At 61.9% G+C, this 11,402-nt stretch carries 11 protein-coding genes; all 11 read left to right on the forward strand.

Translation table 11 applies throughout. From position 1 onward, the window contains the following. The first annotated feature begins 173 nt into the window (after positions 1 to 173). The 11 genes from hybO to AB5Y82_RS17090 all read left to right on the forward strand — a co-directional run bounded on the left by hybO (position 174) and on the right by AB5Y82_RS17090 (position 11,252). Positions 174 to 1,307 (forward strand): hydrogenase 2 small subunit, encoded by a 1,134-nt coding sequence (hybO, locus tag AB5Y82_RS17040; protein ID WP_005333367.1) that lies wholly within the window; start codon positions 174 to 176, stop codon positions 1,305 to 1,307. A 2-nt stretch (positions 1,308 to 1,309) separates the two neighbouring features. Continuing rightward, positions 1,310 to 2,356 (forward strand): hydrogenase 2 operon protein HybA, encoded by a 1,047-nt coding sequence (gene hybA / locus AB5Y82_RS17045; RefSeq protein WP_111900005.1) that lies wholly within the window; start codon positions 1,310 to 1,312, stop codon positions 2,354 to 2,356. Beyond that, on the forward strand, positions 2,349 to 3,536 hold the full coding sequence (gene hybB, locus AB5Y82_RS17050; RefSeq protein ID WP_021230238.1) for a Ni/Fe-hydrogenase cytochrome b subunit: 1,188 nt from the start codon (positions 2,349 to 2,351) through the stop codon (positions 3,534 to 3,536). The genes hybA and hybB overlap by 8 nt, the downstream gene beginning before the upstream one ends. Then, positions 3,533 to 5,236, forward strand: coding sequence for a hydrogenase 2 large subunit (hybC, locus tag AB5Y82_RS17055; RefSeq protein ID WP_368174279.1), 1,704 nt, complete (start codon positions 3,533 to 3,535; stop codon positions 5,234 to 5,236). The genes hybB and hybC overlap by 4 nt, the downstream gene beginning before the upstream one ends. Continuing rightward, positions 5,236 to 5,766 (forward strand): HyaD/HybD family hydrogenase maturation endopeptidase, encoded by a 531-nt coding sequence (locus tag AB5Y82_RS17060; RefSeq protein ID WP_181224191.1) that lies wholly within the window; start codon positions 5,236 to 5,238, stop codon positions 5,764 to 5,766. Before hybC ends, AB5Y82_RS17060 begins: the two co-directional genes overlap by 1 nt. Further along, entirely contained in the window at positions 5,748 to 6,287 is a 540-nt protein-coding gene (gene hybE / locus AB5Y82_RS17065) for a hydrogenase-2 assembly chaperone (RefSeq protein WP_368174280.1), read from the forward strand. The genes AB5Y82_RS17060 and hybE overlap by 19 nt, the downstream gene beginning before the upstream one ends. Before the next feature lie 131 nt (positions 6,288 to 6,418). Next, a complete protein-coding gene (locus AB5Y82_RS17070) occupies positions 6,419 to 8,029 on the forward strand; it encodes an ABC transporter substrate-binding protein (protein WP_368174281.1) in 1,611 nt (536 codons plus the stop codon). Next, a complete protein-coding gene (locus tag AB5Y82_RS17075; protein ID WP_368174282.1) occupies positions 8,014 to 9,024 on the forward strand; it encodes an ABC transporter permease in 1,011 nt (336 codons plus the stop codon). The genes AB5Y82_RS17070 and AB5Y82_RS17075 overlap by 16 nt, the downstream gene beginning before the upstream one ends. Beyond that, positions 9,014 to 9,829 (forward strand): ABC transporter permease, encoded by an 816-nt coding sequence (locus AB5Y82_RS17080; RefSeq protein WP_368174283.1) that lies wholly within the window; start codon positions 9,014 to 9,016, stop codon positions 9,827 to 9,829. The genes AB5Y82_RS17075 and AB5Y82_RS17080 overlap by 11 nt, the downstream gene beginning before the upstream one ends. After that, a complete protein-coding gene (locus AB5Y82_RS17085; RefSeq protein ID WP_368174284.1) occupies positions 9,823 to 10,611 on the forward strand; it encodes an ATP-binding cassette domain-containing protein in 789 nt (262 codons plus the stop codon). Before AB5Y82_RS17080 ends, AB5Y82_RS17085 begins: the two co-directional genes overlap by 7 nt. Next, the gene (locus tag AB5Y82_RS17090; protein ID WP_368174285.1) at positions 10,611 to 11,252 is read left to right on the forward strand and encodes an ATP-binding cassette domain-containing protein; all 642 of its coding nucleotides are present in this window, start codon (positions 10,611 to 10,613) and stop codon (positions 11,250 to 11,252) included. Before AB5Y82_RS17085 ends, AB5Y82_RS17090 begins: the two co-directional genes overlap by 1 nt. Positions 11,253 to 11,402 lie beyond the last annotated feature (150 nt).

Below are 11,402 nucleotides of genomic sequence, written 5' to 3' on the forward strand. Positions count from 1 at the left end.
ATCGCTAAATATCTCTTAGGGGGTAATTAATTTCATTTGTGATGTGGCTCGCTATGAAAATAGGGGTAAGCCGGTCGAAATTGATAGAGATCAATACTGCAGGGTGGGTGAGTCCTTAGCATTTCCGCTATTAAGCATTTATCAAACAAGTGCTCACTACGGGAATAAGTAGAATGGTCGAGGATAATTTTTTATCGGCTCATGGGATTAATCGCCGTGATTTTATGAAATTGTGTGCCGGGATGGCCGCAACCCTGGGATTAAGTCAGCATGCCGTCGCCAAGATGGCCACTGCGCTCACCAGCCCCGAACGGCCGCCGGTGATCTGGATTGGGGCGCAGGAGTGCACCGGTTGTACCGAATCGCTGCTGCGCGCCACCCACCCCACCATCGAGAACCTGATCCTCAACACCATTTCGCTGGAGTACCACGAGGTACTCTCGGCGGCCTTTGGTCATCAGGCGGAAGAGAACAAGCACAACGCCATCAAGCGCTATAAAGGCAAGTATGTGCTGGTAGTGGATGGCTCCATTCCGCTCAAAGATGGTGGCGTCTACTGCATGGTGGCCGGTGAGCCTATCGTCGACCATATTCGCCGTGCTGCCGCCGACGCGGCTGCGGTGATCGCCATCGGCTCCTGTGCTGCCTGGGGCGGTGTGCCTGCCAGCGGCGGCAACCCGACCGGCGCGGTCAGCCTGGAAGAGGCGCTCGGCAATATCGGCACCCCGATCATCAATATCCCGGGATGCCCGCCCAATCCCCACAACTTCCTCACCACGGTTGCCTACTACATCACCTACGGCAAGCTGCCGGCGCTGGATAGCAAGAAGCGTCCGCTGTTTGCCTATGAGCGGCTGATCCACGAGAACTGCGAGCGCCGTCCGCACTTTGACGCAGGGCGTTTTGCCAAGGAGTTTGGTGATGAGGGTCACCGTCAGGGTTGGTGTCTCTACCATCTGGGCTGCAAAGGGCCGGAGACCTATGGCAACTGTTCAACTCTGGAGTTCTGCGATGTGGGCGGCGGCATCTGGCCGGTCGGCATCGGTCACCCCTGTTATGGCTGCAACGAGCAGGGGGTCGGTTTTAGCAAGGGGATCTTCCAGCTTGCCAAGGTAGAGAACCCGACTCCGAGGGTGGATAAACCGGATGTGAAGATCCAGGAGGGGGGCTATACCTCGCCCACCGCGACCGGCCTTATCGGTGGCGCCCTCGGGGTGCTGGTAGGGGTGAGTCTGATGACGGTGCGTGAACTCGGTCGCCAGCAGAAACGCCACGAAGCCGGGCAGTCCCCATCACGGGAGGAGTAACCGTGAACAGACGCAACTTCCTCAAATTTGCCTCCGTCGGCGCGCTGGCGGCGGGCACAACCGTACCCGGCACCGCACTGGCGGCGGCCAAGAACAAGCCGCCCATTCCCGGCGCGCTCGGCATGTTGTATGACTCCACCCTCTGCGTCGGCTGTCAGGCCTGTGTGGCGGAGTGTCAGCGCCTCAACGGCAATCCGGCCAATCCAGCCGGGGCGCAAACCTGGTCCAACAACGACAAGCTGACCCCCTACACCAACAACATCATTCAGGTGTGGAAGAGCGGCACTGGCGAGCACAAGGATCAGCTGGTGGATGGCTACGCCTACATCAAGAAGCAGTGCATGCACTGTGTCGATCCCAACTGCGTCTCTGTCTGTCCGGTGCAGGCTCTTAAAAAAGATCCCAAGACCGGCATCGTTCACTACGACCCGAGCGTCTGCACCGGCTGTCGCTACTGCATGGTGGGTTGCCCGTTCGATGTGCCCAAATATGACTATGACAACCCGCTGGGGGCGATCCACAAGTGCGAGCTCTGCAACCAGAAGGGGCTTGAGCGGATCGATCAGGGCAAGTTGCCTGGGTGTGTCGAGGTGTGCCCCACCGGCGCCGTGATCTTCGGCACCCGCGAGGAGCTGATGGCTGAAGCCAAGCGTCGTCTGCTGGCGACTCCGGGCAGCGAATATGCCTATCCGCGCCAGACCCTCTCTGCCAACGACCCCTACCTGCACGAAGTGCCCAACTACCAGCCTTACGTCTATGGCGAGAAGGAGGGGGGCGGCACCCAGGTGCTGGTGCTGGCCGGGGTGCCCTATACCAAGCTCGACATGCCCGATCTGCCGGAGCTCTCCTCCGGTGCCCGCTCCGAGCATATCCAGCACACCCTCTACAAGGGGATGGTGCTGCCCATGGTGGTGCTGACTGGCCTTTCGGTGCTCATTCGCCGCAACACCAAGAATGGTCACGATCACCATCATGATGATGGCCATGATCAGGGGAGTACGCAGATCAAGGATCAGGGCACCACAAAGGGAGGCAAGGATCATGAGTAATCACAAGGCGTATCCCCTCGGCGGCAAGCTGGTCAGCTGGCCTGTGCTGGTGCTGGCCCCCTTTGCCGTGCTGTGCGGCATGTTGATTTTAAAACGCCTCGTCTTCGGGCTGGGCTCGGTCACCGACTTGAACGGCGGCTACCCCTGGGGGCTCTGGATCTCGTTCGATCTGCTGATCGGCACCGGTTTCGCCTGCGGCGGCTGGGCGCTGGCCTGGGCGGTTTATGTGTTCAACCGGGGCGAGTATCACCCGCTGGTGCGACCGGCCCTGTTGGCGAGCCTGTTTGGCTACTCGCTGGGCGGCCTCTCCATCACCATCGACGTGGGGCGTTACTGGAACCTGCCATACTTCTACCTGCCCGGTCACTTCAACACCTCCTCGGTGCTGTTCGAAACTGCGGTCTGCATGACCATCTATATCGGGGTGATGGCGCTGGAGTTCGCTCCCGTGCTGCTGGAGAAGTTCGGCTGGAAGGCGTCGCTCATTCGCCTCAACAAGATCATGTTCTTCGTGCTGGCGCTGGGGGCTCTGTTGCCCACCATGCACCAATCCTCGATGGGATCCTTGATGATCGTCGCGGGGGAGAAGATCCATCCGCTCTGGCAAAGCTACGAGTTGCTGCCGGTCTTTTCGCTGCTGACCGCATTTATCATGGGCTTCTCCATCGTGGTATTTGAGGGATCTCTGGTGCAGGCGGGATTGGCGGGGCGGGGCCCCAACGAGAAGTCGCTCTTCTACAAACTGACCCAGGTGATCGATATCTTCCTGATCCTGTTTGTGGCGCTGCGCTTTGCCGAGATCGTCATCCACGACAAGTCGGAGTATCTCTCCGAGTTCAATCGCTTCTCCATCATGTTCTGGAGCGAGATTGCGCTGATGATCTTCCCGCTGCTGGTGTTCCACTGGGATAAGAGCCGCCGGGATTCGCGCATGTTGTTCCTGGGGGCCCTCAGTATGCTGCTGGGCGCCGCTCTCTGGCGACTGGATTACTCCCTGCTCGCCTTCAACCCCGGCAATGGCTACCACTACTTCCCCTCTGCGGAGGAGGTGCTGATCTCCCTGGGCTTCGTTGCCATCGAGGTGTGTGCCTATTTGCTGTTGATCCGGCTGCTGCCGGTACTGCCATCACTTGAACGTGTTCACCAAGATTATCAGGCCCGAGGGAAAGCCAACGTATGAGCCAACGTATCACCATAGACCCCATCACCCGCATTGAGGGGCACCTGCGTATCGACTGCGAAATCGAAGGCGGTAAAGTGACCAAAGCCTGGTCGTCCGGCACCATGTGGCGCGGGATGGAGGAGATCGTCAAGGGCAACGACCCGCGCGATGCCTGGATGATAGTGCAGCGCATCTGCGGGGTATGTACCTCCATCCACGCCATCGCCTCGGTGCGGGCGGTGGAGAACGCCATCGGCGCCAAGGTGCCGGTCAACGCCCAGTACATCCGCAACCTCATCATCGCGGCCCACAACATCCACGATCACATCGTCCACTTCTATCAGCTCTCCGCGCTGGACTGGGTGGACATCACCGCGGCCCTTGAGGCCAATCCGCAAAAAGCGGCGGACATGCTCAAGGGGGTATCAACCTGGTCCCTCAACAGTGCCGATGAACTGACCAAGGTGCAGGACAAGATCCGCGCGCTGGTGGCGAGCGGCCAGCTCGGCATCTTTGCCAACGGTTACTGGGGTCACAAGGAGATGAAGCTGAGCCCGGAGGTAAACCTCATCGCCGTGGCCCACTACCTGCAGGCGCTGGAGTGCCAGCGCGATGCCAACCGCATTGTCGCCATCCTCGGTGGCAAGAGCCCGCACATCCAGAATCTGGCGGTGGGCGGCGTGGCCAACCCCATCAATCTGGATGCACCAAGCGTGCTCAACCTCGAGCGGCTGCTCTATGTGAAGAGCTTTATCGACCGGCTCGGCGAGTTTATCGAGCAGGTCTACAAGGTAGATGCCGCCATCATCGCTGCCCACTATCCCGAGTGGCTGAGTCTGGGGCAGGGGGCCAAACACTACCTGAGCGTGCCGGAACTGCCCACCGATGCCAACGGCGGCAGCTTCCTGATGCCGGGCGGCTATATCGAGAATGGCAATCTGACGGGTTATCGCCCCATCGAGAGCCATCAGGATGGCTGGCTGATGGACGGCATCGCCGAGAGCAACAAGCACGCCTGGTACAAGGATGACGAGCCCCTCAAACCCTGGGAGGGCAAGACCGAGCCCGATTACACCGGCTGGCAGGATGACGGCAAATACTCCTGGGTCAAATCCCCCACCTTCTACGGCAAGGTGGTGGAGGTGGGGCCGCTCGCAGACTTGCTGGTGAAGCTGGCCGCCAAACACCCGGAGACGGTGGCGCATTTCGGGCAGCTGAACGGCATCTACAAGGCGCTGACCGGTTCCGCCATCAAGACCGAACAGCTGCACTCCACCATGGGCCGCATCATCGGTCGCGCGGTGCGCTGCTGTGTGCTCAAAGATACCCTGTCCCATCAGTGGAAGGCGCTGGTGGACAACATCGGCAAGGGGGATACCACCGCCTATATCAAGGCGGAGATCCCGGCGGACAAAGAGTTTCGCGGGGTGGGCTTTGAAGAGGCGCCGCGTGGCATGCTCTCCCACTGGATCGTCATCAAGGGCGGCAAGATCGAGAACTATCAGGCGGTGGTGCCATCGACCTGGAACTCGGGCCCGCGCAACTTCAACGACGAACCTGGCCCCTACGAGCAGGCGCTGGTGGGCACCCCGGTAGCGGATCCCGCCAAGCCGCTGGAAGTGGTGCGCACCGTCCACTCGTTCGACCCCTGCATGTCCTGCGCGGTGCACGTGGTGGATACCCAGAATGGCGAAACGACTCAGGTGAAGGTGTTGTGATGAACATCCTGATCCTGGGCGTCGGCAACCTGCTCTTGAGCGATGAGGCGGTGGGGGTTCGCATCATCGAGGCGCTGGGACGCAACTACCGTTTCGCCCCCGGCATCGAGCTGCTCGACGGCGGTACCGCTGGTATGGAGCTGCTCGAAGCGATGGCCAGTCGCGATCACATCATTCTGGCGGATGCGGTGCGCAGCGGTAATCCGCCGGGCACAGTGGTGACCCTGAAGGATGAGGAGGTCCCGACCCTGTTTGGTCGCAAGATATCCCCCCATCAGCTGGGGCTGGCGGATGTGCTCTCGGCGCTTCACATGACGGGGGAGTCGCCCAAGCGGCTCACCCTGATCGGGGTCGAGCCCGAATCCCTCGAGCCCCGCATCGGCCTCACCTCCGTGGTGGCGGCTGCCATGGGGGAGGCGACGGATCGGATTTTGACCCTGCTGGCCGCCGTTGGCGCGCCCGCCATCCCGCTCTCTGAGCAAGAAAAAGCTGAACAAGCACGGGAGGGCCTATGGTGCAGTCCCATTTAAGCGAGGTTGAGAGAGTGCTGGAGAGAGTACCGGAGATGGCGCAGGAGTTTGCCGGTCTTGCCACCAATCCCGCTCCTCTGCTGGTAGCCCAGTATGAGCGGATCGCTCGCGAAGAGATGCAGGCGTTGCCCTTCTATCACGCCACCATGCCCATCGTGGCGGAGTGCACGTTGTTTGAAGGTCAGTGGCTTGGCTGCGTGCTCACCCCCTGGATGTTGAGCGTGGTGGTGCTGCCGGGGCCGGAGCAGCTTTGGCCGGTGCGCAGCAACAGCGATCGACTCGCCCTGCAGCTCCCCTGCGGCAACATGACCTTTATGGTGGGTGAATTGCCCGAAAGTGGTCAGTTGCTGGCCTGCTCCCTGATGTCGCCGCTCGATCCCCATCTTGGGGCCGGGGAGGGGCGCTCACTGGTGAGCAGCACCCTCAAGATGCTGCTCTCCTTGCCGGTGCAGCAAGGGGCTGGCGGCGTGGATCTGGGCCGCAGACGGCTATTCGGTGCCCGGCGCGGTCAACCGGCATAGTCGCTAGGTTTCACGCGAAATCAAGTTTAGAATAGGGGGCCATTTTGGCCCCTCACTCCCATGTTCAGACACGCATTCCGCCTCTTTTTTGAGTGATGATCCGTGAGTGGTACAAAACAAGAAGGATCCCCATGACTGTTCCACGCAATTCCCTTCGCCATTACTGTGGCACCAGTGCTGCCGCCCTGTTGACTTTGCTGCTGGGCACTGCCTCTCACGCGGCGCTGGCCGCTGCCCAACCTGTGCCTGCCGAGCTCAAGCTCGCCATCGGCGCCGAACCCACCGAAGGGTTTGACCCTTTGCTTGGCTGGAGTCACGGCAGCTACCTGCTGCTGCATAGCCCGCTGCTCAAGCAGAACGCCGATCTCAGCTGGCAGAATGTGCTCACCCAGTCGGTGACCCCGAGCAAGGATGGCAAGGGGTGGCTCATTACCCTCAAGCCTGGCCTGAAATTCTCCAATGGCGCGCCGCTCACCGCCGAAGATGTGGCCTTTACCTACAACAGCGCAGCCCAAGGCGGCGGCAAGATCGACATGGGCAACTTTGTCTCGGCCAAGGTGCTCTCGCCCACCGAGGTGGCCATCACTCTTAGCGCCCCTCAGAGCACCTTCGTCAACGTGCTGGGATCCTTGGGGATAGTGTCGAAGCGGGATTACGACGCAAAAGCCTATGCCCAAAAACCGGTCGGTGCCGGCCCTTACCGGCTGGTGAGCTTCCTGCCCGGTCAGCAACTGGTGGTGGAGGCGAACCCCTATTACGCCGGCGGCAACAATGACTTCAAACGGCTGGTGTTTGTCTTTATCGATGAAGAGAGCGCCTATGCCGCCGCCCAGAGTAGCCAGCTCGATGTGGTGCGCATCGCCCCGTCACTGGCGCCAACCGTGCCTGCTTCCCTCAAGCTGTGGGTGCGGCCGAGTGTGGAGAACCGCGGCATCGTCTTCCCCATTCCTGCTGCTGGTAAAAAAGATGCCAAGGGTTATCCCATCGGCAACGACGTGACCTCGGACGTGGCGGTGCGCCGCGCCATCAACTACGCCATCGACCGCAAGCTGCTGGCCGACCAGCTGCTGGAAGGACATGCCATCCCCGCCTACAGCGCGGTAGAAGGCTTGCCCTGGCTGAACAAAGCCACCGCCTTCAAGGATGGGGATGCGGCCCACGCCAATACCCTGCTCGATGAGGCGGGTTGGAAGATGGGCAGTGACGGCATTCGCCACAAGGGCGACCTGCGCGCCGCCTTTACCCTCTGGTACACCAGTGGCGACAGCACCCGCCGGGATCTGGCGGAAGCGGTGCGGGCCATGCTCAAGCCCATCGGTTTTGAGGTGAGCCTCAAGTCCGGCAGCTGGGAGCAGGTGGAGCGGGAGATGCACGCCAATCCGGTGCTGATGGGGTGGGGGAGTCTGGATCCCATGGAGCTCTATCACCACTACCAGAGCGGCTCCGGTGGCGTGGAGTTCTACAATCCGGGCTACTACAGCAACCCTGTGGTGGATGGCCACCTCAAGCAGGCGCTGGATGCCCCGAACTGGCAGGCGGCCGTGCCGTTCTGGCAGCAGGTGGAGTGGGATGGCAAGACCGGTGCCGGAGTGCAGGGAGATGCCGCCTGGGCCTGGCTGCTCAACGTGCAGCACACCTATCTCGCCAACCGTTGCATCGACCTTGGCAAGGGGGCACCGGAAATCCACGGTAGCTGGTCACTCCTCAACAACCTGCAGGATTGGCGGTGGACGTGCCGTTAAGTTCGCCCTTGAGTCACTCCGGTTATCTGTTGCTAAAAGCCCTGCTGCGTCTGGCAGGGCTGTTATGTCTGGTCTCTGTCGCCACCTTTGTGCTGCTGAGTTACTCCCCCATCGACCCCATCAAGGCCTATATCGGCAACGACCTGCTCCATGTGCCGCCGGAGCAGTACGCCCGCATAGCTGCCCGTTGGGGGCTGGATCAGCCGCTTTGGCTGCGCTACTGGCACTGGTTTACCCAGGTGCTGCGGGGGGATCTCGGTTACTCCATGCTCTACAACGCACCGGTGGGTGAAGTCATAGGCCAGCGCTTTGCCGCCTCCTTCCTGCTGCTGGCGGGCGCCTGGCTGCTATCCGGTTTTTTCGGGATTTTGCTGGGCCTCTGCGCCGGTCGCTATCTCAATCGTTGGCCCGATCGCCTGATTTGCCGTTTTGCCTACCTGCTCGCCTCCTTGCCCACCTTCTGGGTCGGCCTCTTGCTGCTCGCCCTGTTTGCGGTGCACTGGCCGCTACTGCCGGTCTGCTGCGCCTGGACGCCGGGGCTTGCTGCCGATGAGGTGGATTGGGTTATGCGCTTGCGTCATCTGCTGCTGCCGGTCACCACGCTCGCCCTGCTCGGGCTGGGCAACATTGCCCTGCATACCCGGGCGCGGGTGGCCGAGGTGCTGGAGAGCGACTTTATCCGCTACGCCCGTGCTCAGGGGGATGGCGGCTGGCCCATGCTGCGTTTTCATGTGTTGCGCCACGCCCTGACCCCGGCGCTCTGCCTGCAGTTTGCCTCGCTCGGCGAGCTGATTGGCGGCTCGCTCTTGGCCGAGAAGGTTTTCTCCTATCCGGGGCTCGGCCAGGCCACCGTTGATGCGGGGCTGCGGGGCGATATTCCCTTGCTGATGGGAATCGTGCTCTTCTGCACCCTGCTGGTCTTTATTGGCAACACGGTGGCCAGTTTGCTGCTGGCGCGCATCAATCGGGGTTGGGAGAGCGAGCATGCTGTTTAATCCGTTTCCCTCTATGGTGCGCTTGGCCGTGGCAATGATCGGACTGGCGCTGCTGGCCACTTACGGCTGGAGCCTCTCTCATCAGGATGTGCCGATGGATCTGCTGGCGCGCCAGCAACCTCCCTCGCTGACCCACTGGTTCGGTACCGATCAGATGGGGCGGGCTCTCTGGTTGCGCGCCTTTCAAGGCACCCTCACCAGTCTGGAGCTTGGCATCAGCACGGCTCTCTGCAGTGGCCTGCTGGCCATGGTGGCGGCAAGCGTGTCGCTCATTCACCCCAGATGTGATGCGGCGGTACGAATGGTGATCGACGCCATGCTGGCGTTGCCCCATATGCTGCTCTTGATCCTTATCTGCTTTACCGTGGGGGGCGGTATGCGCGGGGTGATTCTGGCGGTGGCGCTCACCCACTGGCCCAAGCTGGCGCTCATTCTCTGCGCCGAGGCGCGGCGGATCGCCTGCAGCGACTATGTGGTGCTGGCCCGCTGTCAGGGGATGGGGGCGCTGCGCCGCTGGCGTACCCACCTGTTGCCGGGGCTGTTGCCCCAGTGGTTTATCGGCACCCTGCTGATGTTTCCCCATGCGGTGCTGCACAGCGCGGCCTTGAGCTTTCTCGGCTTTGGTCTGGCGGCCCACGAGGCCTCGCTGGGCCTGCTGCTGGCCGATGCCCTGCGTTATCTGGCCGGTGGCGGTTGGTGGCTGGCCCTCTTCCCGGGACTGATGTTGCTGCTGCTGGTGTTGCTGTTTGATCAGGCTACCCGCGCCTTGCAACAGCTGTTGTGGCACAGGAGTGAACCATGCTGAGTTTTGACCAGGTGACCATAGAGGCGGCCCACTACTCCTGGCTGGGGCGGCGCAGCTGGCAGCCTTTGCTGACCGATATCAGCCTGCAACTGTCGCCAGGGGAGATCGTCGCTCTGGTGGGGGGGAGCGGCGAGGGCAAGAGCCTGCTGCTGCAAAGCGCTCTGACATTGCTGCCGGACAACCTGCGGATGCGCGGCAGCATCTCCCTTGATGGCGTGCCTCTGTGCGATGCCAGTCGGGCCCGTCTGCGCGGCCACACCCTCTGCTATGTGCCACAGGGGGTAAGCGCCCTCAATCCGCTGCTGACGGTGGAGCGCCAGCTGGGACGTGCGGCACGCCTCTGCGGCCAGAGCGGTTCTCGCGAGCGGCTCGGCGAGCAACTGATGCGCTACCAGTTGCCCGCGACCACCTTGGATAGCTATCCGCGCCAGCTCTCCGGCGGCATGGCCAAGCGCATTCTGGCCTGCACCGCGGCCCTTGGCGGCGCTCGCTACATTCTGGCAGACGAGATCACCGCCTGGCTCGACGAGGGGCTGGCTTGTCTGCTGCTCGGCCAGTTGCGTGAATTGGCCAATCAGGGCAGCGGTATCCTTTGGGTGACCCACGATCTGGCGCTGGCGGCCCGCTTCGCCGATCGCATCGTGGCGCTGCATCAAGGGCTGGTGAGCGATACCTTGAGCTGCCACCATCTGCGTCAGGGGCAGGGGAGCGAGATGCTCAGAGCCCACTGGCAGGCGCTGCCGGAGTTCAACGCGCTCTTCTCTGTGCCGGAGGTTTCCTGATGTTGGAAGTACGAAATCTCACCATCGCCCAGGGGGAACGTCCCCTCTGGCAGGGGTTATCGCTGACGGTGAAAGCGGGCGAGCGGCTCGGCATCTCCGCACCGAGCGGCCATGGCAAGACCACGCTGGGGCGGGTATTGGCCGGTTGGCAACCGGTTGGGGCTGGCGGGCAGATCTTGCTGGATGGGCAGCCAGTACCTGAACAGGTAAAAGGTTATAACCCCATCCAGCTGGTGCCCCAGCACCCGGAGCTCACCTTCAATCCCTATCGCACCACCGGGCAGGCGCTGTGGGATGTGTGGCGCCCCGATGACGCCATGCTTGCCCGCTTTATGGTCAAGCCTGAATGGCTTGGTCGTAAACCCGGCCAGCTCTCCGGCGGCGAGCTGGCCCGCATCGCGCTGTTGCGCGCCCTCGATCCCCGCACTCGTCTGCTGATTGCCGACGAGGTCACCGCCCAGCTGGATCCGCAGATTCAGCGCCAGCTCTGGCGGGAATTGATGGTTGAATGCGAGCAGCGCGGGCTCGGCATGCTTGTCTTCAGTCACCAGCAGGCGCTGTTGCGTCAGATCTGTCATCGGGTGCTGCGCTTTGGTGAGGAGACGGCTGAGCAGGAATTGATGGTCTGCAATGTGGCCTGAGGATTGGTGTTCCCCCTCATCCCCAGCCCTTCTCCCGCAAGGGGAGAAGGGAGCAGACGGTGACTCTCCCCAAGCTTGGGGGCACAAGCTGGTTGTTATGCTCGCAGTGCGCGTACTTCGAACTTATTGCCTGCATCCACAAACCGGTTC

This window comes from Aeromonas sp. s13 (genome assembly GCF_040907905.1).
Classification (GTDB): domain Bacteria; phylum Pseudomonadota; class Gammaproteobacteria; order Enterobacterales; family Aeromonadaceae; genus Aeromonas; species Aeromonas veronii.

Coding starts and splice junctions, on each gene's coding strand:
- hybE (WP_368174280.1), top strand. CDS start 5,748: ATGGTGCAGTCCCATTTAAGCGAGGTTGAGAGAGTGCTGGAGAGAGTA.
- AB5Y82_RS17060 (WP_181224191.1), top strand. CDS start 5,236: ATGAACATCCTGATCCTGGGCGTCGGCAACCTGCTCTTGAGCGATGAG.
- hybB (WP_021230238.1), top strand. CDS start 2,349: ATGAGTAATCACAAGGCGTATCCCCTCGGCGGCAAGCTGGTCAGCTGG.
- AB5Y82_RS17085 (WP_368174284.1), top strand. CDS start 9,823: ATGCTGAGTTTTGACCAGGTGACCATAGAGGCGGCCCACTACTCCTGG.
- hybO (WP_005333367.1), top strand. CDS start 174: ATGGTCGAGGATAATTTTTTATCGGCTCATGGGATTAATCGCCGTGAT.
- AB5Y82_RS17090 (WP_368174285.1), top strand. CDS start 10,611: ATGTTGGAAGTACGAAATCTCACCATCGCCCAGGGGGAACGTCCCCTC.
- AB5Y82_RS17070 (WP_368174281.1), top strand. CDS start 6,419: ATGACTGTTCCACGCAATTCCCTTCGCCATTACTGTGGCACCAGTGCT.
- AB5Y82_RS17080 (WP_368174283.1), top strand. CDS start 9,014: ATGCTGTTTAATCCGTTTCCCTCTATGGTGCGCTTGGCCGTGGCAATG.
- hybC (WP_368174279.1), top strand. CDS start 3,533: ATGAGCCAACGTATCACCATAGACCCCATCACCCGCATTGAGGGGCAC.